Source organism: Paenibacillus sp. Marseille-Q9583, assembly GCF_976954365.1.
This window is the reverse complement of the sequence record NZ_CDRJTB010000031.1, coordinates 15,143-40,486: the sequence shown is the minus strand read 5'-3', so window position 1 is coordinate 40,486 and position 25,344 is coordinate 15,143. Positions and strand designations below refer to the sequence as shown.

Sequence of the window (25,344 nt, the reverse complement as noted above, 5' to 3'; positions counted from 1 at the left end):
CTAGTGCGATGTAAGAGCCAAGACAATATTAAAAGACCACTAATCACCTGAAAAACGGAAGTTTAGTGGTCTATTTTTAACTAGTTCATGTTCCCTATACTCGAGCTTATGGGCTTATCCAGCGGTTTCGGGGGTTTCCTCTGATTGATTCCAATCCCCACTCGACCAAACACAAAGGCTCCGCCTGGAATACGATTCGCTATGTTCATGATGATCGCCGATCCTACCACACATCCGACAAATTGGAGAAGCACACTGAATAGTCCAAGGTTTTGCAACACCAACGAAGAAGGAAGTTTGACGAATAAAGCCAACAACAACGGGTGAAGCAAATATATGCCGAAGGAGTATCTACTGCTCCACTCCAGCACACGCGGCACTTTTTTCAATGAAGAAGCCACTGTGAAGAGTAGTAGAATCATGCTCATGGCGAAAAGTAACATATCAATCCTCTTGGAACTATGTGCCGTAATCCAGCCTTGCCCATTCACGAATAGCACAAACGCGCCTGTTACAACTGGAAGCACGTAGACAGCTAAACGGAACTGTTTTAATTTTTCCCGGAACCAAGCCTCATTTCGCCCCAAGTAATAAGCCATAGTAAAGTAGAAAATCCACCCCGGAGAGAAAACCCAATACAATTTATCCCAAATATATTGAGCAGCTACCGTATCTACGGGTATGGTGAAATTAAAAAAACCTAAGTAAGCCACATTAATAACGAATGACGCAATCAGTATAGATCGTGGAGTGAATTTTTTGGCATGCTTTTGAAATAAGAGGAACAAGGCATAAAACTGAAAGATAATTAGGATAAAGTAGCCATGAAAATCGCCAAGTAACCAATGACGCCAGAGGAAGTACCAAAAAGCCTGAAGAAGCGGAATCCCCTCACTGCTCGCCATATCCAATCCTTTTAACCCTGCGTACAAAGCTCCGAAAAAAAAGTAAGGAAGCAAAATATACTTGATCCGTTTCTCCCAAAATTTCGCGGGAATTCCGTCCGGGTATGCAAAAGACAATACGAATTGCGAGATAAATACGAATACCGGTGTGCCAAATGTAAGCAGCAGACCCACTGACTCTACCCAAGGCGTGTTTCCATCGTCATAGACTCGATATAAAGCATGTAACAGCGCTATACTTAAGCAGGCTATACTACGTAGAACAAACATTTCCGAATTTAATTTTCGTTCCATGGGGATGACCCCTTTCGATATTTGCGATTAATGGTCCACAGCACTGCCTACAGTCAATCGGGCTGCAATCGTCTTCTTGAGTCCCTGGTGAAGATCATGGTGAGGAAACCAGGACATCAACTCGTTTGCTTTGCTATTGTTTAAATAGCTGTGAAGAATATCTCCCGGTCGAGCCTGTTCATAGGTTGTCTGGGATTCCCGGCCTGTAATACCGCCTATCATTTCTACAATCGTATTAATGGAGGTCGCCACCCCACAGCTAATATTTATGATCTGATTATCCGCATTCTCATCTGTACAAGCCGCATTTACAAACGCCTGTGCAACATCCTCAACATAGACAAAATCCCTGGTCTGTTCTCCATCCCCATAAATCACAAGCTCCTTGCCTTGCTTTATGCGATCCAGAAAAATCGAAACGACACCAGCTTCACCATGCGAGCTTTGTCGAGGTCCATATACATTCGCAAGACGAAGAATCGTGTACTTCAGCCCATGCATGCTGGCAAACATCCGAATATAAGACTCAGGAACACTTTTTGATACCCCGTAACAAGATTCTGGATTTAAGGGATGTTTCTCGTCAATGCTCAAATATTCAGGATTACCGTATACAGCGGCCGACGAGGCGTACACGATCTTTTCAACCTGATGCTCCTCACACATCCGCAGGACGTTAAGTGTGCCAACAATATTCACATTCGCATCAAACAATGGATTGCGCTGAGATTCTCTTACGTCAATCTGTGCAGCCAGATGAATGACCACATCCGGTTTCTCACGGATAAAGACTTCACCCAGAGTCTCGTCCCGAATATCGTATGGATATAAAAGTGCGGAAGGATTTCTATAGAATGAGCCGGAAGCACCCGATAAATTATCTACAATTACAGTTTCGATCCCCTCTCTTATAAGCCGGTCAACAACATGTGACCCAATAAAACCAAGCCCCCCAGTTACTAATACCTTCAAATAAAAAACTCCTTTCGCCCTGTAAAGTGCTCTTTGTACCATGCATCTGTAGAAAAGTTCACATAAAATACTTAAGAAGAAACGATGTTGTCATCCTTTATGGACGACAACCGTTACTCGTAGAAATATAAGGATGATTTATAACGTGAAACTTAGCCTTATATTTCAAATCAAAAAATAAAGGAGTGAAGTATATGGCAACCGCACCTATTCCAGATAATTCTGTAACAACGTCCGTTATTGCGGACGGAGCAGTCACTTCTATTAAATTAGATCCTGAAACTAACGGTTACGTGAATGTTCGATCCTATGGAGCTACAGGGAATGGTACCAAAGATGACACCGTCGCAATTCAAAATGCAATTAATGCTGGAAATGCTAAACGCAAGGTTGTTATTTTTCCGCCTGGTGTATATAAAGTCTCTTCCGGCCACATGCGTAACCCTTCAGTTCTAGATTGGTGGTGTCTTCGTATTCCAACCGGAACTAACCTAAGCTTTGAAGCCGGCTCAAAATTGGTGCTTGCCCCTAACCCACCATCAGATACTCGAGTTCTTGTTATGTTAAATGCCTCAAACATCACGATATCCGGCAGCCTCGAAATAGACGGAAGTGCTTCGACTGTTAAAACAGCTGTCAACGATCAACTTCATGGCTTGTTCATTTCTTCTTCGCAAAATATAACGATCGAATCGGTGTACTCTCATGATTGCTATGGTGATAATATTTTTATTGGAGGGACAGAAGATATCCCATCCGTTAATGTGCATATCGGATATGCGTACTGTGAAACGGCTGGTCGAAAAAACTTTGTAGTCCATTTCGTAGACCAGCTTCATGTCAACAGAGCGGTATTAAATAACAGTCGCGGTGGTGCACCTGGGTTTAATGGCGCCAATTCACTCGATGTAGAACCCGACATCTTCAAGGGAACGCGTAGCTTTTATCAGCGATTCGACTCTTTGACAACAATTGGTTTCGGCAATGATATGACAACTGGACTTTCAGATGAGATAACGAAACTCTGGACTCTCGACATCGGTTCACTAGATATGCGTGTAAGTGGATCAGTAAGTCCAGCATTGCTGTCCTATGGATTGACGCTAAAAATCAGCCATTTGTCTATTCGCTCGACGGATCATAAAGCTAATTACGGTATACAAACGATCTATTCACAATTTATTGATATCGGAAGCGCAAAGTTCGATGGAATCGGCGGCCCTGCGATCTACGCTGCGTTTAATGCTGCTGGAGGAAAACCAAGATTGCATATCGGCTCGTTAGGGATGTACGGCTCGGGTTCCACCTTAGCAAGCGGAGTCCGAATCGACGGAGGAGATCTTTATGTGGGGACGATAGATGCACAGGACTTAACGGGCAGTACCTTACAATTATTCACAACAGAGTCTGACGCGATGGTTACTGTCGACAATATGATTGTCCGTAACAGCGGGACCAATCAAGTCGTGCTAGCCTCTTCATATGGTGCAGCTAAGCCCTTCCTGCACCTGAACAATGTAGCAGTGTTTGATACCCGTTCTGTAAAGGTAAAACGCATTCTAGAATTCGAAACATTGGTTGCCATGCAGGGTACTTCTCTTGGTACCTTGTATAATCCGTATGCTTTAACTGAATGGTTCTCTACCTATGGCAACTTCAAACGGGCAGTCCGACTCGTTGGTGGAACATTACTTCCTGCAGTATTTATCGTGGAAGGATCGCCTGAGGGAACGATTACCGCTCCGATTGGCAGTCTGGCTATGCGAACAGATGGTGTAGCGAAAGCCACTTTTTATGTGAAGGAAAGCGGAACCGGTGCTAACGGATGGATTGCTAAGTAATTTTTCAGCGGTTCTGAATACAAGATTCTATCGCATCCATTACGCGTACCAGATCATCATCCGATAAAGAGCTACCGGAAGGTAGACATACACCTTTTGTGAACAATTGATCAGATACACTATGTCCCTCCATGTATGGATAATAGAAGGTGTTCTCGAACAGCGGTTGCAAATGTAATGGTTTCCATACAGGTCTAGCTTCTATATTGTTGAATTCCAGGCACTTTAAGAGTTGATTAGCGGAGAAGCCTGCGATTTCTTCATCAATCGTTAGCGCACTTAACCAGCGTGTACTGCGACAATTTGGCGCTTCCGGCATGAAATGAAGACCCGGAATGGATCCCAATCGATCTGAGTACACTTGAGAAATATATCTACGTCGTTCAACCTTTTCCTCAAGTAGCTCCAGTTGCCCTCGTCCTATGGCTGCCAAAAGGTTACTTAGCCGGTAGTTATAACCCATTTCGGAATGCTGATAGTGTGGAGCAGTGTCACGTGCTTGGGTAGACCAGAAACGGGCTTGATCTAATGCATCGGTATCATCCGACACAAGCATACCTCCACCTGAGGTTGTAATAATTTTATTCCCGTTGAAAGAATAGATTCCGAAGCGGCCCCAAGTACCACTGGCCTTTCCGTGATAAAAGGCACCGAGGGATTCCGCAGCATCTTCTATTAGAGCAATACCGTAACGATTCGCGATTTCTACAATTGGTTCCATGTCTGCGCTCTGTCCGTACAGATTGACAACAACAGCTGCTTTAGGCAGTACCCCTCTATCATTCAAATCCAGGCAGGCCCGCTGAAAGGCTAGTGGACACATATTCCATGTCTCTGGTTCTGAGTCGACGAATACAGGTGTAGCCCCCAAATATAAAATAGGATTGGCACTAGCTACGAACGTGAGCGTCGAACAAATCACGTAATCTCCTTGAGAAACGCCAGCAAGACGTAGTGCGAGATGAATTGCCGCTGTTCCAGAGCTTAACGCAAGTGCACCCTTTGATCCTGTATAGTCGGCCATCTCCCGCTCGAAAGCATCGACTTGTGGTCCGATGGGAGCGATCCAGCCAGAGTGAATTGCATCCTCCAAATAAGCCTGTTCACGTCCACTTACATGCGGTGGGGATAACAAGATTCGTGGTAGAATGCTTGGTTGACGAATACTCATGCCTTGCTCCTTTCTCCATTTGGATGCTTTAATCCAAATGGAATACATATCTTATTGACTTACTTCAGAGCGTGGTCCATGATATTTTGATTCAAGAGAGATGGATGCCGGTAAAGCGGAAAGTAATTCCCCGCAACCCCAGTGTCACAGAGTGCTATCATTCGTTCATACACCTCGGGGAAAAATATTCGCTTACCCAAGTAATAGTCCAGTGGCTCTAGTTGAGTAGCGAATCTTAACTTGAACTGAAACAGCTCGTCATTCCCCTTATATCCCCCACCGAGATGGAATTTTTCGTATCCATTCTCCATCCCCCATACGGCTGCTGCGTGAATGAGAAATTTGGTAGGTGACCACTGCAGATAAGCTCGATCCCAACCGCATAAGTGATAATGCATCCATGGTCGATCAAGGAGTACAATACTTGCCCCTACACTCCTCTCCCCATCCATCGCCTCAAACAGTGTTACCCGTCCGTCTGGCAAACGGCTTGTATCTTCTATAAATTTTTGTGGGAAATAATAAAAGGGATCTGCTTGTAAATCATTTAACGTCCCGTAATATAACTCGATGAAAGGCTCGATCCGATCCTTAAGATCCGACTTTCGAATGGTGAATGGAGCTGACTTTAATTTACGGATATTTCTTTTATGATTGCTGCCATAGTTCTGGATTAGCACTGACTCTGAGCCAACTGTCAAATCCATGTAAACTGTATTCCGATTGAGCTCCGTAGTAAGCCCTTTTTGGTATTCAGTGGCATTGCCTATGAAAGGATGGAATCTTACAAACTCGGTCATGATCTTTTTCTCTCTACAGTAATCTGTGAACGTTTCACTGAATTGTCGGTACAACTCTGTTCGTTCCGCTCCTATTGGCACATTAGATATCGGCCCCCCGTATCCATAAGGTGTGCTGATGTCATACCATTCTCCTTCAAGTCCCAGCTGGATGACTGCGGGAAGATGGCTAATGCAGCGAAGTAAGTAAGGATAAATGATAAGCTTCTCACCCTGCTTAAAAACAAACAGCTCTGCCTGTTGATGATCATCATCCTCAAACAGCCGAAAAAAATCTGCAGAAAAATAGATATCCTTACTATTCATCTGATTCAAATAAGCATCCCATTCTTCAGAATGCGAGCTATTAAGCACAATGAAATCACTCATACGTCACCTCCTAAAAGTTATGTTAGCGTACGCTTCCTTGAGATACTTCGACAAAACTTACTTAGGAAGCATTCGCTGCTAATCCAATATTTTGATCATACGTATACTTTCAGTGCTTAAGCTTAGCGCTGGGTCTCTCTCTCGTAAGAATGCATCGGATGAAAGCAATAACAGCTTTCTCTCTCGGTCAAGGTCGAGTAACACATCGGTTAGTGGATACCCACCGTCCCACTCTCCACTTTGCAGTTGGATGCGAAAATACTGCTCGCCGAGCCGGCCTACAACTGAAGTCTTCTCCTTCGTTCTAATCCTAAATGAAGAAAATCCGTATTTCAGATGATGTGCCTCTGCCATTGGGTAATCATCAATAATGTAAGTCACTTCTTCATCATCTATATCCGCTCCAGCAGCAACAACATCTGCGCTAGCCATTAATGAACGATCCAAATCCCTCACATACCAATAAGTGCGTCCTTCTTCTACAAAGCCAAGGCGAAGGTACCAAGCATGCGCCTGTTCATTCCATGAGAACACATCCAGTACCAACTTCTTAATATCGTCCTTCTTGGCTAATTTCTCGCCGTACGCCATGAGCATTCCGCCAATGCCATCTTTGCGAAACGCCGCATCCACGTTTAAATTATTCAGAACCAATATTTGTTCCATTCTTCGCCATTCCGCGAATCCAATGAGCACTTCTCCAATATAGGCTCCAATCAACAATGTGGCCGAATGACCTCCACATTTACAAGCCGCTTGTAGATATGCTGGATAACCCGTACAAGCAAATATCGTTTGATTGTACACATGCTCCGGTAAGTTGCTCTTCAAGAGCCGGCATGCATGATGTATATCGTCTTCATGCAGCGGTCTAAACTGCACACTCATGCCTGGCCCTCCTTTTTATTCAGCCTATACTCATCCAGAGGCAGGCTATGCCGACCTGGATTGGCTACAACATCATCCTGGCGAATCACCTTCAAGACGGTCTTACATAATATCAGCGCATCAAGTCTGAAACTTAAATTCTCGACATAGGTAACATCATACGAAAGCCGGTCTTTCCACGACGAAGTATTACGTCCTGACACCTGTGCTAATCCCGTAATTCCTGGTCTTACTGAGAAACGCAGCCTCTCCTGTTCAGAATAATATGGGCTATAACGCATGAGTAAGGGTCTTGGACCAATCAGACTCATTTCTCCCTTTACAACATTCACCAATTGTGGTAGTTCATCCAGACTTAGTTTCCGGATGATTCCGCCAAATTTGATATATCGTCGCTCATCTGGTAACGGCTGACCCTGCATGTCATACAGTTCAGCCATGGTCCGAAATTTGTAGATGAAGAAGGGTTTCTCTCCCCGTCCTGGTCGTTGCTGCTTGAACAAGATTGGGCTTCCAAGCTTCATTCGAATCAACAACGCCACCACAGCCATGACTGGACTAAAAATACATAACATAACGATCGCTCCCACAAGATCGAAGCCTCGTTTCATATGGCGATACATGTTAGTACTCCTCCCGCCTTTCTCTTAATCCGTAAAAAGACGTTCCTTAAGTGAGTTCACCTGTTTTAAATCAGCACTCCAGTAGTACACCTTTGTTCCGACTAGCGGATCAGAACCAAAACTGTTGTTACCTGGAATCTGTTCGTATTGAAAGTCCTCAGAAGTAATCCCCTTGAATAACCAAGCTAAGCTGAGTAAATCACTGTCACTGAAGCTTGTATCGATAATGTCCTTCTTTTCATGGAGTAATAATCCCGCCAGATCTGGAAGATGCTCAGGGCTCAACAACTTATTAGCCACAGCTCTAACGATATTGAATTGCTCCTCTTGACGACTAAAGTCACCGTTTGGAGTAGAATACCGCTCCCTAGCAAGGTAGAGTGCATGTACGCCATCCAGATGCTGTTCGCCTTTTTTGATGGTAATCTCTGGGGTTATTGTGACGTCCTGATCGATTACCATGTCGATCCCACCGATTGAATCGATGAAATCACGAACTCCAGAGAAATTCGTCTTGATGTAATGATGAATGGGAATATTCATAAAGTCGCTCACCGCTTGAATGAGCGTCAGCGTTCCTTGCTCATTCCCACCTTTGGACTCACCAACAATATGAGCATGATTAATTTTGGTGTATCCAACATTTTGTACATAAACCCTTGTATCGCGCGGTACAGATACGATGTTCACCTTCCGCTGTTCCGGCATTACATGCACAACCATGATCGTGTCTGCACGCGAGATTTCCCCACCCCACGTATCTGTTCCAATTAATACAACATTAAAGGCTGAAGTTTTTTTATCGGCTGCACCTGGCGATGCTGCTGGTTCTGTCGATGGTAAAACCACGCCGTCCGAATTTGCTGTACTTTTCGGAATCCCATCCGACTGTGTCTTCCCCACAGGCACTACAGAAACTTTCGAGTTAGGTATCGTCAATGGATTAAGGGCAGCCTTTTGAAATCGCTGCTCAGCATTTAACACCCCTCTAATCCAAATGCCACCAACTACAATCACAATCAGAAAACAAATCAGGGCGAATCTTCCAATTCGCCGCATGACTATTTGCTTTCTTGTGAATTCCTTGTCACTCTTACCACGCAAACGCAATTTTTTGTTCCATCTACTCATAAACGACTTCATCACTTAGATCCCCGCATGAACTTCAGATTTGATCCGTTCAAGCTCATGAGTAGCCACCTGTGGTTCTTCCTGAAAGCCCGAATAGCTTGGAATAAGCTGCTTTAATAATTTCTTAATCTGATAACTGCTTGGCACAAATTCGTACCGTTTGCACAAATTCTCCAGAACACCAAGAACCAAATTCAATTCGGATCTGGAAACACTTTGAGGCCGACTGATCATGATGCGATAGTTATTGGTGACCATCAATCCCTCCTCTTCTGTCAGGAGTTCCTCAAATAATTTCTCTCCAGGACGAATGCCCGTGACCACGATAGGGATATCTTTATCGGGTTCTAAGCCCGACAGACGTATTAAATCTCTTGCTAGATCGTATATCCGAACCGGTTTACCCATATCAAGCACGAACACCTCGCCACCTTGTGCCAGTACGCTCGCCTGAATAACCAATTGCACTGCTTCAGGGATCGTCATGAAATACCGCACCATATCCATATGGGTAACCGTAACGGGGCCACCACTCTCAATCTGTCTTTTGAATAACGGAATAACACTCCCCCGACTACCGAGAACATTACCGAAACGGACAGCAGCAAAAACTGTCTTGCTAGATGAATTCTGATCATTAATAATCATTTCTGCCGCTCGCTTCGTAGCTCCCATGACACTTGTTGGATTAACCGCTTTGTCCGATGAGATCAGAATGAACCGCTTAGCACCATATTTGGCACTCGCTTCCGCTACATTCCTTGTTCCGATCACATTGTTCTTTACCGCCTCTACCGGATTCATCTCCATAAGGGGCACATGTTTATGCGCAGCGGCGTGATACACAATCGTAGGTCGGAAATTCTGAAAAACACTATCGATCCGCGACACATCCTGAATATCAGCTATGATGGGTTGAATCTTCTGATCAGGATATAACTGACGTAGCTCTTGTTCAATCAGGTAAATGCTATTCTCACCATGACCAAGCAGCAACATTTCCTTCGGACGATATGCAGCTAGCTGACGGCACAGTTCTGAGCCAATGGAGCCTCCTGCACCCGTGATGAGAATACACTCACTCCCTAAATTCTCACGAATCTCTTCAGTATTAATCTCAACAGGAGTTCTACCCAGCAAATCATTTACGGACACTTCACGGATTCGATTGACCGCCATTTTCCCGTCCAAAATTTCTGTCATACTAGGCATTAGCTTAATCTGTGCTTTTGTTGATTTGCAGATCTCGATAATCTCCATTAAGTCGTTATGTGGCGCTGTCGGAAGGGCAATAATAATGAATGCAATGTCCAGTTGTTTCACGGCCTCGGGAATGAAATTTCGGTTACCCACAATCGGCAGCCCCATTACTTCCAGCTTTTGTTTAGAGGCATCATCATCAATGAAGGCAACGGGATGCATAAATTTGAACCTTGAATGCTTGATATCTTTCGTAACGAGGATTCCTGCTTTACCAGCCCCAACGATTAGAAGATTACCTTCGAAGGCATCCTTCACACCCGTTGTCTCAAATCCATCATTTAGAAGACGTTTAACCATTCGTAACCCAACTATGCCCAGAAACACATAACCCGCTGCAAAATAGATAGAAATCGGTAGTCGATAGGAAGGAATTACTGCATGGGTGGATAGGTTGACAGCAATCACTCCCACGAGGGTTAATACACTCACTTTTAGAAGCTGCAGTAACTCTCTCATTCCGGTGTATCGCCAGATATTGTTATACACTTTGAATCCAAATGAGAAGGCCGCATACACCGCAATGTGAATCAATATTGCCCACGGAAGCATCCACACGTACATCTCAGGGATTTGAAAATCAAACCGAAGTAAAAACACAAGCCACACTGAAGCCGCAATAATCCCTGCATCCAACATGACCAAACGGACGATCCGCATTTTCATCACTTCTTTCTCCCTAATTAACTAAAAATTCATTTACTCGCCTTTTAAGAGTGTGAATATTCAATCCCCCGATAGACTGGCATGCATTTCAGACGGAACCCGCTTTCTTTCCTCCTTGTTTAGCGCTTCTATATAGATCGAGTCCATTTCACGGAGCACAGCAGGCAACCCGTAACGAATGATCCTCTCCTTGTTTGCTTCTCCCATTGCCGTAGTTAATGCTGGATCATCACGTAATTGAGTAAAAGCCTTAGCGGTAGCGGCAATATCACCAACAGGAACCAACATGCCTGTTGACTCATGTTCGATCAAATCATGAATCCCCCGAATATGCGTACCTATAACGGGTTTTCCTACTGCCATCGCCTCCATAATCGCCCGAGGTAGCCCCTCGCGATAAGACACAAGTGCAGCAACATCACATGCTCTGAGTAGATCCGGAATATCTCTACGGTACCCAAGCATATGCACCCGATCGCTGACACCCAGCCGATTAGCAAGTTCCAATAGAGTCTGCTCGAACGGTCCTGTACCCGCAAAAGCCAGATGGATGTTTCCTGCTTGAGACCCCAACTGACCCAGCGCTTCAATCAACTGCTTCTGGTTCTTGTTGGCGTTTAATTCAGCAACGCATAGGATGACAAAGGGAGGTTCATCATGCTCACTCTTCGGCAGATCAAACAGTTGGCGTCGCCTATCTGCCTTCTCCGACGCAGTTTCAGGATGACCCTGTTCACTGCCGTAAACCTGGAGATCAAGTCCTACACCACTCACATAAGTTACCTTTTTCCGTATAGAAAATTTCTGGGCGCGTTCATAATCTTCTCTATTTATGGTGATTAAGACATCTGTCCAGCGAGCCATTAACCTCTCGAGCGGATAATAAAGCATCCAGTTGAGAAGAGGGGCTCCCTTGAAAAAATGAAAACCATGCGCTGTATACAATGTGCAAGGTACACCTGCTTTCTGGGCCGCAATCCGTCCGAGAATCGAAGCGACTGGCGTATGTACATGGATGAACTGGAACCCCTCCTCCTTGAAGCTTTCTGTTAATATCCCTAGCGCCGCCCAGTTCTGCATCTGTAATGGGCTACGCTGAATGGGCACATCATGGCACACGATCCCCTTCTCTTCTAACCGTAATCTCGCTTCCCCGGGCTGCGCGTAAGCATGCACTTCACAACCTTTTTGCTGCAATAACGCCATGTAAGGTAGATGGAAACTCTCAAAATGCCCGAAAATGGAGGCTACAAAAGCAACTCTTACCGGCCTACAGTCTTCAGCAGGTATGCTCCCGGACCTCTTGTTATTGAGCTTGTTGCGCTTGTTGCGCTTGTTCTGTTTGTTGTCGTAGTTTCCTACCCGTTGACTTTTCAGTGCCCTTGGTTCGATATCGCTTCACTCCTTTCCATCCCGTATTCGTTAATCGGATGCAAGCTGCGTTCATAGCCATCATGAACCACCAATATCGCTGGAATAAGGCTTCAATACCCATCGAAAGTCCAATCATCGCTGCGTGAGACAGCAGTAATGCCATAATGATCGGTCTGTTCGCCCTATCTGCCGCGCGATAAGAACGGATCCCAACGATGAAGAACCAGATCATGAATCCGCCGTACACAATTAAGCCCAATAAACCAAATTCTGTCATAAACCAGATCGGAGTATTATGGATAATAATCCGCAGTTCATAGTTATAGCTACCGAGTCCAATCCCTAATAATGGACTTTGAGCGATCCACTCCACAGCCTTCCCGATGATGTCAAGGCGCGACTGAATCTGCGAGGGTCTGCTGGCCATATTCCCAAGCACATCCAGATAAGCTGTACCTTTATACAACAGCAATGCTCCAAACGCGACGCTAAAGCCCATGCCGATCTTGAGAAGCCGGGAAGGATTAGTCAGCAGTAGTGTAAGCAGGACAAGGAACAGACCTATCCATGACGAACGTGAAAAAGTCATTATTATGCCCCCGGCTAAGGTGATCGTCGCTAGCGTACTCCCCCATCCCCTAAGCAGCTTCACCCCGTCTCCACTCGTCATGATATGAATGGCAAAAGCCGTAACTAGTAATCCGCCGTATGCATTCGGATCAATTAGCATCCCGGAAAGGCGACCGTCTTGCACCATAAACGGAACCTTCACTCCACTAAAAAAATCGAACAAAGCGACGCCATTGAAGATCAGCACACTGATCAAAAAAGCTCGTAGCATTTTATATAACCGATCCCAGCTGTCTACAGCCTGAACAAGCATGATGTAAGTCAGCAGTAGGAGTATAAACCCAAAATCTTTTTGCAATAGAGCGTATTGCGTAATGAATCCATTGCGCCAAATGGATACAAATGAAGCGAGGACGAAAATAAACAACATCCCCCAATGCCATGAACTGAACTGCCTCGGGTCCAATTTGAGGTATAAACCTGCTGCAAACAAACCAAGCATTAAGAAAAGGTCAGAGGGTGCGATTCGAAATGCGCCACCGAAATCAATTTGAGCCGGAAGGCAGATGATGTAACCCATAACCGCAAACAGAAATAAATTACGCATGGTGTAGGGTTTCCCTACAACGAGTACAGATGTCATACAAGCCCCTACTTTCCTATGAGAAATTGCCTCTATGCGGCCAATTCCTGTTGTACCTGTTTCCTTGCCTGACGGATTACCAAGAAAAGTACGATCACACTCCCTATCATCTGAACGAATAAGGACAAGCTAGCCCCCACCGCAGCACCTATTACCCCGAAAATAGGCACGAATATTAGACAAGAAAGCCCATTAGTGATCACGGAACACAGAAACAAGGGAATCTGCGCTTTGTACTTCCCGGTAGCCGTTATGGCATACCACAGGTAAGACGTTACAAATACCAATAGGGTAGAAATGAGCAACCAATGAAATAAACCTATCTCAGCAGCCACATCTGGACTGAATAGAAGAGTTAGTAGCTGATGACCAAAGATCCACCCAATCAAACAAGCGATCGCACTAATTCCTATACCCACTGCAATCATTCGACTGAGTAAAGAGATAAACTCCTTATGTCGTCCGCTAGCGTGCCAACGGGCAAGACGTGGTGTTATCGCTTCACCGAGTGCAGTAACAACAACATTGCAGGCAACGATCATGTATGAGAGCGTAGCGTATATGCCTAAGTCATGTTCTCCTTTAAAATATGAAATCGCGTATAGTGGGATATTTGTATTTAGTGACATCAACGCCAGCACCACGCCAAGGGGTGAGCTTACGAGCAGCAAGCCCCATAATCGTCTTTTGTTAAAAAGTGGCCTGAGTGACGTATGCACTCTCGCTTTGCGAGCATCATATCCAATGGTTATTGCTAACCATCCGATAATCATGACTAATAACGCTAGAATGAGACTCTGAGTAGGGATAAATACGAGGGCGAAGACAAGTATGGAGAACAATCCTTTAGCAGCTCTCGAGAAAGAGATTTGATCTAGCCTTTCCTGCTTCTGAACGATTCCCAATAAAATATCGCTGACCGACTCAACAATTCTATACAATCCTATGAAAAATATGACTAAAGCTGTATTCCAATCAGCACCACTAAGGATGCAACAACCTGCTGTAACCGTGAATGCAACTGCAGTTGTCACGAGACGAAGGCCAAAAAAATCTCCAAAAAGATATTTTCCAGATGTATCAACGATCAAGACCGAACGCAGATGCAGATGCGACAGCATGAAGATGGGGGCAGTCACCGCAAGCCCTAACGAATATTGCCCAACGATTTCGGATGAGCCAAATTTATTAAGCAAAATTACAATCACGAATTGAGCGCCTGCGTATGTGATATTTCCGAATAAATAACGAAGAGAAGCAAGTGTCATAATGCGTTAGACCAACCCTGAAGTTGAGGCCCAATCGGCAAAATCTTCACCGCGAATCTTGTAACGTTTGCTACTTTTTCGATAATTCAAAACCGCTCCCAAAATATGTGCTCCTTGCTGCTCAAGGATCTGTTTTGCAGAGTTGGTATGCTTTAAGAGCACTTTCCCGGATTTTACGACTAACAGTACCCCTTCGGTCATCTTTGCCAAGATAAGGGCATCCGAAAAAGGCATTAACACCGAAGAAGAATCGATGACAATCGTATCAAATCTCTCACTAAGCTCTGCAAATAACCTTTTCATTCCTGTTGATCCTAGTAAGTCGGCTGGATTTGGGGAGATCGGACCCGATGTCATTACAGAAAGTCCTTCTGATCCCTCAATAGGGAAAATACAATCATCCACACGGGTTTGATCCACTAGGATACTACTTAATCCGATCCAATTGGGTAGATCGAATGCCTTATGCACCGTTGGTGTACGCAAATCCCCATCGATCAGCAGCACAGTTCTTCCCGTTTCTGCCATCGCTATGGCCAAGTTCATCGCCACTGTTGATTTACCTTCATTCGGAAGTGAGCTTGTAACTAATAAAGATCGAATTTCTCCACCAACTCGGGTATAACGAATATTAGATCGTATCGTTCGGAATTGGTCACCATTAGATGATTTCGGTTGTTCCAGGCAATACAATCTTGGCGTTTTCTTCTTCATGTCTGCTGTCTCCTTCTACTGAATTGGATTTCGTCTTCTCCCGCCGTTTCCGCGGCTTCAATTTTCCCACCGTTCCCAGAAGAGGAAGCTGCAAATCCAACTGAATATTCTTGGCGCTTTTCACAGGTTTCTCCGCCAATTCCCGTAGAATGGAAAATGCGATCCCAGCAATCAATGCAAGTCCGAAAGCAACGACCATATTGAATACTGGCTTGGGTGAGATCGCCTCGAAAGGAACCTTGGCTCGGTCAAGAAGCACAACATTCTCTACCCCCATAATCGCTTGGATGTTCTCATTAAAGGCCTCACCAAAGCCATTCGCGATATTCGTTGCCCGGTTAGCATTAGAATCCGATACAATTACTGTCGTCACGAGTGACTCGCTACTTGTTCTCGTCTTCACTTTTTCTAATAGTTTTTCAGGGGTCATGTTTAATTGCAGTCTTCTAACGACCTCTTCAGCGATTCTACTGCTTCGGATAATTTCTCCGTAAGTGGTTACTAGTTTTTGCCCAGCCATAATGTCATTGATTGCTTTCTGTTGCCTATCCCCTTGAATAAGAATAGAAGCCGTCGCCTCGTATTTCGGTTTCAAGACATAGTAGCTAACGAAGCTAGCAATTCCGACCGCAACAATACATAATACAATGATGAACAGCAGCCTACGTTTCACTAGTTTCAAAATGCTGCCTAGTTCGAATTCCATCGTTCATTTCTCCTAACCGTTAATGTATTTTCCTCTTCTTCAACAAGTGTTTTATTGTATAGTTATATTCTCGTTAGCCCAATATATGTCCAAAAAAAGTTGGGAATTTATAAGCCTTCTTTTAAAAAAACCCACCCGACTCTCTATTAAATCCCAACAGAAATAGGCCGTTTACTAGTATGATTCTACTGGTAGACAGCCTTATATATTCACTTCGTTACTACTACCTAATAATACATCGTGCTAGTTGGGGCTTAAGTAGCACTTTTTTGATCACCTTTCTATAATCCAATTATATGGTTTATCTTCGTATTGAATCTTAATGAAATCTTAACGGATAAATGAGATTTATTATGCATTCAAATCCGCCATTGCTGGAATATGAATTTCTTTGACACAGGAAGCGCTAGAGAGGTTAACGATACATTTCACAATGGAGACTATGTCCTGAACAGGAATTCTTGTGCCGCTATATTCCGCAATCGCTTTGTCTGCGCCATCCTCATAAGGAATTTCTGCTGCCAGCTCACCCGGATTTACACAAGTTACTGCAATGCCATCCTTACGAACATGTTCACGTAATGAATGTGTAATGCCACGCAGACCGAACTTGGAAGCTACAAATGATACCTGGGTGTTATTGGTATGATCCAGTCCTGCTGTGGAGCCAATTAGAATAATTTTCCCTGCTTCCGATTGGCGTAGATTAGGCAGTACAGCCTGTATGCAGGTAATTGTTGAAGTTATATTCACCTTAATAATGTTGGCAATATCACTCGTCTCATCCTTGTCAAAAGTATAGTGATCCTCAAAACCTTCTTTCTCCCAAATACCTACGTTATAAACTAGAACATCAATCTTCTCCGTTTGAATTCCCTTTGATAAGACTTGTGCGGCATCTGCCTGCGATAGATCTACTGCAATCCATACCCGCTGTATGCCATCATTAAGATCCAGACTGCCCGGTCTGCTTCTGGAGACGATCCACACTCGATCACCATACTCAGGTAAACCTTTTACAAATGCATCTCCCAAACCTTTACTTGCCCCCAAAATTAGATAGTTTCTCATACTGTCGCCCTTTCTATATGTATCATTCTATTTTTATATCATAGTACCATCGAAGGACGAGAAGAAGTAAAGTTAAAATTCAGAGTTAGGCAATTAACTTTTAAAAAGCCGCTATCATGGAGTAGTCCATAGATAACGGCTCTTTATTTTAATGTCCAGCGCATATAAGCACGAACTGTGATTGGTACTTAGTGTCCAAAGTTAGCAAGTTGTCGTACAGCTGAAACGTGGCGTTTACATCATCGAAGCAAAATGTTGACTTATTAATGTCTAGTACGGAGCATACGTCCAACTAAATAAAGCATTTGTTTACGTGTGAAAAAACGTGACATTTGAGCTGAAATATAGTTTGTAAATCCTGGGACAGCAAATACTTTTCTAGCTTGAAGCGACCGAAGAGCGACTTGAACCACATTTTCTGGAGTATCTCGTTTCCCTACTGAAGCTTCATCGGCTCCCACAACATTAAAAAATTCTGTTTCAGTAGACCCCGGACATAACGCAAGAAATTGTACTCCCCGTTTCCGATTTTCCTCCCATAGAGCTTGTGTAAATGATAATACAAAAGCTTTTGTCGCTCCATATACAGCCATATTGGGAAGAGGTTGAAATGCTGCTGTTGAAGCAACGTTTATAATCACACCACTTTTTCTTTTTAACATACCTGGCAAAAATAAATGGGTCAGATCTACAACCGCCAAAACATTTAGCATCACCTCTTCATGTTGTCTCGAACCAGATAGTTGTTCAAAAAGCCCATACGTAGCAAAACCTGCATTATTAATCAGAATATCAACGTTCAAACCACGTTCCACACATTGTTGATAGAGCCTGCTAGGAGAACCTTCTTGCGATAAATCAGCAACCATAACCTCCGCTTGAATATGAAATTCTCTTTGTAATTTTTCCGCTAAAGCAATCAATTTATCTTCGGAACGGGCGACTAATATCAAATGACTTCCTTTGGCTGCAAGTTCTCGAGCAAACGCTTCACCTATCCCCGAAGAAGCACCTGTAATTAATGTCCATTTATTTTGAATTGTAATCATGGCTATCATCTCTCCCTTTAATGACCATTTAGAAACAGTGTTTCAATATGAATCATTGTATCCAAGTGAGGTTGCGTTGTCAAATAAAATTCTACATTTAATTATTGGCTATTTCTCTTCTACATCAGTAAAATAAGGTTTAGAAATAACGGCTATTTGAAAAAAGCTAAAGTAAAGTTCTAAGGAAGTGAAACTACATGCAAAAATCGTCCAAAATATCTTCTATAGATGCTCAATCCGTTACAACCTATCCAAAAGCAAAACTACAGCATGCAGAAATATTAAGACTGAATATTATCGAAGCCGCTGCGGCCATTATGCATGAATCCGGACCTGAAGGTGTAACCATTCGCAAGGTTGCTGAAAAAATGGAATGTCCCACAAAAATCATTTATAACTTGTTTGGAAACAAGGAAGGTTTAGCGAAGGAGCTTTTTCTGCAAGGGTGTAAATTGTTGGCCGCTACCTTTCAAGCGGTTCCAAAACAAGACAATCTAAATTTATATCTTCGCGATCTTGGACAAGCGTATTGGGATTTCTCACGGAATTATACCAGCTATTATATGGTTATGTTCGGAGGGGCTTTTAGCGAATTCAAACCGGAGGAGGAAAGTTTACATGCCATCTTTACGGCACTACAACAAGTGGTAGCCCTTATTACAGAAGCCATCGAACAAGGGTTTATTAACGAGAAAGACCCCCTCCTTGTTGTAAACCTGGTGTGGGCGTCATTGCATGGCGTCATTCATCTGCATTTGGGGGGACATATTCAAAATGAAGAAACTGCTAAAACATTGTATGATAGATCAGTATCCAATTTAATTCATACGTTCTTTAGAAGCGATAATTAAAAAAAGAGGATTTTTGCGGCTAATACAAAAAAACGGCATTTCTGCCGTTTTTTCATTTCATATTTACGTCCGACGCATATAAGCACGTACCGTAATAGGTGCAAATATTGCGACGATGACAGCTGCTCCGATCAAAGAGATAGTGAAATCCCAACCTACGGTTCCAAAGTTAGTAAGTTGTCGTACGGCAGAAACGAGATGTGAGATTGGATTGACTTTAACAAACCATTGTAACCAGTTAGGCAGCGTATCGACAGGCACGAAGGCATTAGATAGAAACGTAAGTGGGAACAACACAATCATTGATATCCCCTGTACACTAGAAGCAGTCCGTGCAATCACACCGAAGAAAGCGAAAATCCAGCTAATCGACCAAGCACAAACAATAACCAGAAGCGCAGCGAATGCGACATGTTCCAGACCACCATCAGGACGGTAACCCATAATGTAGCCCATGGTAAATGTAAGCACAGTAGCAATCGTGTATCTAATCGTGTCCGCCAATAAAGCTCCCGCTAACGGAGCTATACGAGCAATTGGCAGTGACTTGAATCGGTCGAACACGCCTTTATCCATGTCCTCACGTAATTGGACGCCAGTAACGATGGAGGTAGTGATTACAGTCTGCACAAGAATACCGGGGATAATAACAGGCAAATAACTTACCACGTCACCAGATATAGCCCCTCCAAAGATATAGGTAAACATCAGCGTGAAAATAATTGGCTGAAGTGTAACGTCGAATAATTGCTCAGGGGTACGTCGAATTTTCAGTATCCCACGGTAAGCCATCGTTAACGAGTTGCGTACAGATTGCCGAAAACTCGTATGGTTTTTCAATGGGCGGTTAACACCCGAATTTATTGTAGTGGTTCTCATACTCTTGCTGCCTCCTTAACATTTGACTCTTGGGACGCTGTTGACGTTTCATCCGTAGCACCATGACCTGTAATCGTTAGGAATACTTCATCAAGCGTCGGTTTCTGCACACTCATCTCAGCCAAGTGAATCCCTTCCTCACGAAGCGCAATAAGTAGGTCTGTAACTAAATCAGCGTCCGCCATTGGTGCCGTTATTTTCCCGGTTTCGTACGATACCACGGACTGAATTTGGAGCACATGTTCCACACGCTGACGTGCTAGTTCAATATCTTTTAGATGTTGAACCTTCAGGTGTAGTGATGTGGTACCCACAGACGCTTTCAAATCATCCGCCGTCCCCTCTGCAACGACTTGCCCACGATCGATAACTGCGATCCGATCAGCCAGTTGATCTGCTTCTTCAAGGTACTGTGTAGTTAGAAGAACCGTTGATCCCGTATTCACCAATCGACGAATGGTATCCCACATCTGTGAACGAGTGCGAGGATCAAGCCCTGTAGTCGGTTCATCCAGGAAAATTAAAGGTGGTTGTGCAATAAGGCTAGCTGCCAAATCCAGACGGCGACGCATACCGCCAGAAAAATTTCGAAGAGGCCGTTTAGCCGCCTCAGTCAGACCAAACTCTTCCAGTAATTCTGTTGCTTTTTTCCGCGACTCTGCGCGCCCAAGCCCTAATAGCCGAGAGAAGATAATAAGATTCTCTGTAGCACTTAATGACTCATCGACTGAGGCATATTGTCCTGTCACACCAATTAATTGCCTAACAATCTGCGACTCCTTCACCACATCATGCCCGAAGATTCGCCCAGTACCTGCATCGGGACGAAGTAAGGTTGCCAGCATCCGAATGACGGTAGTCTTTCCTGCCCCATTCGGACCAAGTACGCCATAGATCGTACCTGCTTTCACGTTCAAATTCACGCCATCCACCGCACGATTGTCACCAAAGGTTTTGACCAGTCCACGCGCCTCGACGGCCCACTCATGATCGTCTGGTGAAATGATCTTGTTCTGTACATGCACCATTGTAATTCCTCCAACGTTTCAGATTATATTGTGATGATAAACGCCATTTATAAACTGAATTTAAACGAAGGTTTAAACTTAGTTAAACTTAGTTAAACTTATCCATTTATTTAGTTGCTAGAAGAACAAACAAAAAAACCGGGCAGCGCGATCCACGCTTACCGGTTTTATCACTTTTCGTCTGAGTCTGCTTCAACATATTCTTTAAGTGCAAACAGTTTATTAGCCCAGTATTGTTCAAAAAAGGTAAGCCAATCTTGAAGCTCCAGTAGAGGCTCTGGCTGAAGCTTGTACCGAGTCTCCCGACCGACTTTCTGACTGCTAACAAGCTGCGCATCGGACAATACTTGTAAATGCTTGTTAACAGCGGTTCGGCTGATCGGGTAGCAGTCCGAGATGGATGCTATGGACATTTCCTTATTAGCAAGCAGCTTTAGCAGACTGCGGCGGGTAGGATCTGCTATCGCTTGAAATACATCATGTCCAGATTCAGCGACTGGCATCTTAAGCCTCGATATAAGCAGGAAGTTTTTCTTGGACGATTTTCTCCCAGCCGCCGTTCATAAAGCCACGAACGATTGGATGCGGTTGACCAAATTCAGTTACCTTTTCAGGGTCCCATCCAGAGTGAATCACGGTGAACTCCGTCTTCCCATCAATTTCTTTCAATTCAAAGGCAAGATGCCAATCCTTCCCCCAATTAAAACCGACACGGTTCGGCTCATCAATCTCCGTAACTTTACACGGGGAATCCCCGAATTGTCCAGCATGTAGAATGAACTCATGGCCTACCACTGGCTCGAATGTACTTGGCATCCACCAGGCAGCTATTCCTTCAGCAGTGGAAACAGCTTTCCATACTTTTTCAATTGGCGCATGGAGTGTAATTGTTTGACGAATATCTTGTAGTGGTCCTTGAGTTTGCATAAATTTCCTCCAAAATTCATTTTAATGTAACACCTTCTGGTTTCATTTTTTATTATAACACCATTTGGTGTTATGTCAATTTGCAGAAACCTTAAGGGAATAGCGGAGGAAAGCCTTAACTAGATCCAAGTATCATTGGCTGCAGTTAATTCGGACTCAGTACCGCCAGTGTTTACTACGATTCTAGGCTCCACCAACATGATATGGCATTCCTTTTCGGCGGAAGGCTTCATCTCGACTCCCTTTGGGAGAATAAACATCTCACCTTTGGAGATTGTAACTAGAACCATCACGGAAATCAATGATCATCTCCCCTTCGATTCAAATTATGATTGGTCTGGTTGCCCTTGCCTATATTATGTTCCTTTTCGTTTCCTTGATGAATACTTCCGTACCCACACTGCCAATTCTAACCTGTGCGTATACACAAGGATCACAAAACTTCCAAACCATACCCATAAGATAGGAGCAGACCTATTACTAATGTACAAAAAAACGGAAAGAAGCAGCATTCCGCTAACTACTTGCACACCATCCGATACAGGTGAATTCCCTCTGCTTTTGAACCAACTGCTGAGCATTTTCAGCACTGCTAAAATGACTGCTAGCGCTAAAGAAGCTTTGAATCCTGTCAATGCACTCCATACCCCAAAGGTTACGGCAATTGCCTTCCCACCTTTTCCTTTAAGAAAGGGAGAGAAGGCATGACCCGCAATGGGAGCTAAGGCTAACGGAATAATGAAATACCCCTGACTATAATGACTTCCCATTACCCATAGAAGTGGTAGATACCCTTTTAAAAAATCCAATATAATCCCCAAAATGCCGAATTTATAGCCTGACGACTTCCATAGATTCAAAGCCCCCGGATTACCGTCGCCAATGTCTTTCAGGTTCTTTTTACGCGCTAGACCAAGCCAATAGGAAAACATAAGAGATCCCGACAAAAATAAACCCGCGACCCACAATATGATCATTAGTCCCTATGGCCTCCCACCTGGATATGCCTTCCTTTCCAGCTTACATGCCTCAGAAAAACAACCTGATAAATCGAATACAGCATGATCAAGATAAAGAAAACAGTTGCCACCACGTGAAATACAGGAATAACGATGCCAAATACACCTACATATTTTATAAAATAAAAGAGCTGGAACATATAAAGGAGATAACCGATCAATAAAGGCATAAACCATGAAGTATTCGCAAAAATAAACACGGTTTCTGAGATGATGAGTCCGATCACCCAAAGCGCGATTGGAATAATTGTCCGCGGACTTATCGTTGAAGTGCTTAAGACAGCCCCTTTACTGAACCCTTCAATTTCACTTTTGATTCCCTTCGGATACATGCGAAACGATACTAAGCCATACCCGATATAATTGGTGATCGGAACACCTGCCGCAATAAATTTTTCTCCTAAAGACAAATCATCCAGCACTTCAGATCTAATGCTTTGATGGCCATTAACTTTTTCATAATCCTGCCTTAATGCTAGAATACACGAGCCGTACAGTCCTTTTTTGGCGTTATTCCTTTCAAAAACTGAGGTGAACGTGAAGATCCCCAGCATATTCATGATTAGAGCGAGCCTCTCAAACAGCTTTTCAGTATGATGAAAAGGAACTACCGAAATGACGCCTTTCGATAGCTCCCTTGCTTTTAATAATGAAGCCAAGGCGTTAGGCTTTAATCGGATATCCGCATCCAAAAAAGCAAAAATATCGCCCGAGGCCTGTAAATATCCATTCCATACTGCCCAGCTCTTACCCGTCCACCCCTCAGGGAGACTGCTGTTCACAATAACCTTAACCCCATAGCTTTCGGCAATTTCTTTGGTCCGATCCTCTGAGAAGTCATCCACCACAATAATTTCATAGGGTGTAAGGGTCTGAGACTGAAGTGAATCGAGCAGATAACGCAAATTATATTCTTCATTCCTTGCAGGAATGATAATGGACAATTTCTCCGGTCCTTGATTAGGATCGTGATAAGTGGTCAAGGTATTTTTTCTGAACAAAATAAAACCAGAGAGACATCCAACGCCTAGAACCATTAACAACCACATTACGGTTCCCCCCTTCTACATCTATATATATGAAGGGTTAGTCCGTAATATATTCAATTCAAATTTAACCTACATTTACTTTAGCTGAGTATTTATTAAGCTTTTCTGTACATAAAAGCATGATGATAGCGAAAAAAACGATCATCGCAGGAAAAATACCCAACGTAAAATTCGAGGCCAGTAAACCGATAAATGGCGGTACCAGCGTGGTACCGGTATAAGCTGTTGCCATCTGAAAGCCCATAATCGACTGGGCATGCTTCTTCCCGAATCGTACAGGGGTTTCATGTAGCATACATGGGAAAATAGGGGCTAAACCCAGACCTATAATCATAAAGCCTACCAGCGAAACTATCGATGGAAGCGGTAATACTAAGAGCACTGTACCAATTAAAGCAATGAGCTGGCCATATCGAATTAGCTGTTTATTACTCATTCTAAACGTAATGAATCCCGTCACCATTCTGCCGAAGGTAATCCCTAGATAAAAAACCGATACCCATGTCGCTGCAGTGGATGCAGGGATGTCTTTGATATTTACTAGAAAGCTACTCCCCCATAACCCCATACTCGTTTCGATGGCAGAATAAAATAAGAAGGTTAACATCGCAAGCTTAACCCCTCTTAGCTTCCAAGGTTTTGTGTTCTCAGCAGCTTGCTCTAGCTCCGGATGATTGAGCTCATGTTCACTATCAGCGTTCAGGTTGCTATTGTTTCCAGCCACTCTATCCCATAAAGGCAGCGTAACGAAGAGAATTACAACTAAGCTCAATTGAATATATGCAACCGTAAGATAACCTTCTCGCCATAGACCTTCACCAGAGATAAAAGACCCCATAATAATCGGACCCAGCGTCGCGCCCACTCCCCAGAAACAATGTAACCAGCTCATATGATGGGCTTTATAGTGCGTAGCAACATAACTGTTTAATCCAGCATCTACAGATCCCGCACCTAAACCGAGTGGAATCGCAGCAACAATTAGCCATACTAACGAAGGTGACCATGCAAAACCAAATAAAGCTACAGCCGTCATAATACAGCTTACAAGGGTCACTTTCCCCGTACCAAAACGTTTAAGGATTGTACCACTCATCAAACTGGAGACAATTGTGCCTACTGCAATAACCATCGAAAGGATACCAGCAGTACCTAATGAGGCATTTAGATCTAATCTCATTACCGGCCATGCGGATCCAAGCAATGAATCTGGCAGTCCTAAACTAATAAATGCTAAATAAATAATAATAAGAAAAAAAGTAGCCATCGTTATCTC

General features: G+C 43.7%; 24 protein-coding genes and 1 pseudogene. 2 read left to right on the top strand and 23 right to left on the bottom strand.

The genetic code is table 11. The features are described from left to right. Nucleotides 1-80 precede the first annotated feature (80 nt). On the bottom strand, nucleotides 81-1,199 hold the full coding sequence (locus tag ACWNM1_RS15655) for an acyltransferase family protein (protein ID WP_449601673.1): 1,119 nt from the start codon (nucleotides 1,197-1,199) through the stop codon (nucleotides 81-83). A gap of 27 nt (nucleotides 1,200-1,226) precedes the next feature. Beyond that, complete coding sequence (locus ACWNM1_RS15650) at nucleotides 1,227-2,171, bottom strand: NAD-dependent epimerase/dehydratase family protein (RefSeq protein ID WP_449601672.1); 945 nt, start codon at nucleotides 2,169-2,171, stop codon at nucleotides 1,227-1,229. Between the two features lie 194 nt (nucleotides 2,172-2,365). Between ACWNM1_RS15650 and ACWNM1_RS15645 the strand changes: the two genes are divergently transcribed. Next, entirely contained in the window at nucleotides 2,366-4,012 is a 1,647-nt protein-coding gene (locus ACWNM1_RS15645) for a glycosyl hydrolase family 28-related protein (protein ID WP_449601670.1), read from the top strand. Between the two features lie 4 nt (nucleotides 4,013-4,016). On the opposite strand, the gene ACWNM1_RS15640 is transcribed toward ACWNM1_RS15645, so the two are convergent. From ACWNM1_RS15640 to ACWNM1_RS15580, 13 genes are all read right to left on the bottom strand, one after another. Beyond that, the gene (locus tag ACWNM1_RS15640) at nucleotides 4,017-5,183 is read right to left on the bottom strand and encodes a DegT/DnrJ/EryC1/StrS family aminotransferase (protein ID WP_449601669.1); all 1,167 of its coding nucleotides are present in this window, start codon (nucleotides 5,181-5,183) and stop codon (nucleotides 4,017-4,019) included. A gap of 59 nt (nucleotides 5,184-5,242) precedes the next feature. Then, nucleotides 5,243-6,352, bottom strand: a complete 1,110-nt coding sequence (locus ACWNM1_RS15635) for a GNAT family N-acetyltransferase (protein WP_449601668.1) — start codon at nucleotides 6,350-6,352, stop codon at nucleotides 5,243-5,245. Nucleotides 6,353-6,430: 78 nt separating this feature from the next. After that, a complete protein-coding gene (locus ACWNM1_RS15630) occupies nucleotides 6,431-7,240 on the bottom strand; it encodes a GNAT family N-acetyltransferase (RefSeq protein WP_449601667.1) in 810 nt (269 codons plus the stop codon). Continuing rightward, nucleotides 7,237-7,863, bottom strand: coding sequence for a sugar transferase (locus ACWNM1_RS15625; RefSeq protein WP_449601666.1), 627 nt, complete (start codon nucleotides 7,861-7,863; stop codon nucleotides 7,237-7,239). Before ACWNM1_RS15625 ends, ACWNM1_RS15630 begins: the two co-directional genes overlap by 4 nt. A gap of 24 nt (nucleotides 7,864-7,887) precedes the next feature. Next, nucleotides 7,888-9,006: an LCP family protein gene (locus ACWNM1_RS15620; protein ID WP_449601665.1), complete on the bottom strand. Its 1,119-nt coding sequence runs from the start codon at nucleotides 9,004-9,006 to the stop codon at nucleotides 7,888-7,890. A gap of 3 nt (nucleotides 9,007-9,009) precedes the next feature. After that, nucleotides 9,010-10,920, bottom strand: a complete 1,911-nt coding sequence (locus ACWNM1_RS15615) for a polysaccharide biosynthesis protein (protein ID WP_149647123.1) — start codon at nucleotides 10,918-10,920, stop codon at nucleotides 9,010-9,012. 60 nt (nucleotides 10,921-10,980) lie between these two features. Beyond that, entirely contained in the window at nucleotides 10,981-12,162 is a 1,182-nt protein-coding gene (locus ACWNM1_RS15610) for a glycosyltransferase family 4 protein (RefSeq protein WP_449601699.1), read from the bottom strand. 64 nt (nucleotides 12,163-12,226) lie between these two features. Then, nucleotides 12,227-13,507, bottom strand: coding sequence for an O-antigen ligase family protein (locus ACWNM1_RS15605; RefSeq protein ID WP_449601664.1), 1,281 nt, complete (start codon nucleotides 13,505-13,507; stop codon nucleotides 12,227-12,229). 32 nt (nucleotides 13,508-13,539) lie between these two features. Next, on the bottom strand, nucleotides 13,540-14,775 hold the full coding sequence (locus tag ACWNM1_RS15600) for an oligosaccharide flippase family protein (protein WP_449601662.1): 1,236 nt from the start codon (nucleotides 14,773-14,775) through the stop codon (nucleotides 13,540-13,542). A 6-nt stretch (nucleotides 14,776-14,781) separates the two neighbouring features. Further along, nucleotides 14,782-15,489, bottom strand: coding sequence for a CpsD/CapB family tyrosine-protein kinase (locus ACWNM1_RS15595; RefSeq protein WP_042189094.1), 708 nt, complete (start codon nucleotides 15,487-15,489; stop codon nucleotides 14,782-14,784). Continuing rightward, nucleotides 15,437-16,195 (bottom strand): YveK family protein, encoded by a 759-nt coding sequence (locus ACWNM1_RS15590; protein ID WP_449601661.1) that lies wholly within the window; start codon nucleotides 16,193-16,195, stop codon nucleotides 15,437-15,439. Before ACWNM1_RS15590 ends, ACWNM1_RS15595 begins: the two co-directional genes overlap by 53 nt. A gap of 351 nt (nucleotides 16,196-16,546) precedes the next feature. Then, a complete protein-coding gene (locus tag ACWNM1_RS15585; protein ID WP_449601660.1) occupies nucleotides 16,547-17,266 on the bottom strand; it encodes an SDR family NAD(P)-dependent oxidoreductase in 720 nt (239 codons plus the stop codon). A 263-nt stretch (nucleotides 17,267-17,529) separates the two neighbouring features. Then, a complete protein-coding gene (locus ACWNM1_RS15580; RefSeq protein ID WP_449601659.1) occupies nucleotides 17,530-18,315 on the bottom strand; it encodes an SDR family NAD(P)-dependent oxidoreductase in 786 nt (261 codons plus the stop codon). A 197-nt stretch (nucleotides 18,316-18,512) separates the two neighbouring features. On the opposite strand from ACWNM1_RS15580, the gene ACWNM1_RS15575 reads away from it, so the two are divergent. Continuing rightward, the gene (locus ACWNM1_RS15575; protein WP_449601658.1) at nucleotides 18,513-19,166 is read left to right on the top strand and encodes a TetR/AcrR family transcriptional regulator; all 654 of its coding nucleotides are present in this window, start codon (nucleotides 18,513-18,515) and stop codon (nucleotides 19,164-19,166) included. Between the two features lie 63 nt (nucleotides 19,167-19,229). On the opposite strand, the gene ACWNM1_RS15570 is transcribed toward ACWNM1_RS15575, so the two are convergent. The 8 genes and pseudogenes from ACWNM1_RS15570 to ACWNM1_RS15535 form a co-directional block, all read right to left on the bottom strand. Then, nucleotides 19,230-20,045 (bottom strand): ABC transporter permease, encoded by an 816-nt coding sequence (locus ACWNM1_RS15570; protein WP_042128598.1) that lies wholly within the window; start codon nucleotides 20,043-20,045, stop codon nucleotides 19,230-19,232. Next, complete coding sequence (locus ACWNM1_RS15565; protein WP_094868812.1) at nucleotides 20,042-21,073, bottom strand: ATP-binding cassette domain-containing protein; 1,032 nt, start codon at nucleotides 21,071-21,073, stop codon at nucleotides 20,042-20,044. The genes ACWNM1_RS15570 and ACWNM1_RS15565 overlap by 4 nt, the downstream gene beginning before the upstream one ends. Nucleotides 21,074-21,243: 170 nt before the next feature. After that, the gene (locus ACWNM1_RS15560; RefSeq protein WP_449601656.1) at nucleotides 21,244-21,576 is read right to left on the bottom strand and encodes an ArsR/SmtB family transcription factor; all 333 of its coding nucleotides are present in this window, start codon (nucleotides 21,574-21,576) and stop codon (nucleotides 21,244-21,246) included. A 1-nt stretch (nucleotide 21,577) separates the two neighbouring features. Beyond that, entirely contained in the window at nucleotides 21,578-22,000 is a 423-nt protein-coding gene (locus tag ACWNM1_RS15555) for an SRPBCC family protein (protein WP_449601655.1), read from the bottom strand. 119 nt (nucleotides 22,001-22,119) lie between these two features. Then, nucleotides 22,120-22,321 (bottom strand): annotated as a pseudogene (locus tag ACWNM1_RS15550) (cupin domain-containing protein); the annotation flags it as partial. Nucleotides 22,322-22,356: 35 nt separating this feature from the next. After that, nucleotides 22,357-22,977: a glycerol-3-phosphate acyltransferase gene (locus ACWNM1_RS15545; RefSeq protein WP_449601654.1), complete on the bottom strand. Its 621-nt coding sequence runs from the start codon at nucleotides 22,975-22,977 to the stop codon at nucleotides 22,357-22,359. Next, complete coding sequence (locus tag ACWNM1_RS15540) at nucleotides 22,977-24,068, bottom strand: glycosyltransferase (RefSeq protein WP_449601653.1); 1,092 nt, start codon at nucleotides 24,066-24,068, stop codon at nucleotides 22,977-22,979. The genes ACWNM1_RS15545 and ACWNM1_RS15540 overlap by 1 nt, the downstream gene beginning before the upstream one ends. 64 nt (nucleotides 24,069-24,132) lie before the next feature. After that, the gene (locus ACWNM1_RS15535; RefSeq protein WP_449601652.1) at nucleotides 24,133-25,335 is read right to left on the bottom strand and encodes an MFS transporter; all 1,203 of its coding nucleotides are present in this window, start codon (nucleotides 25,333-25,335) and stop codon (nucleotides 24,133-24,135) included. Nucleotides 25,336-25,344: the final 9 nt, after the last annotated feature.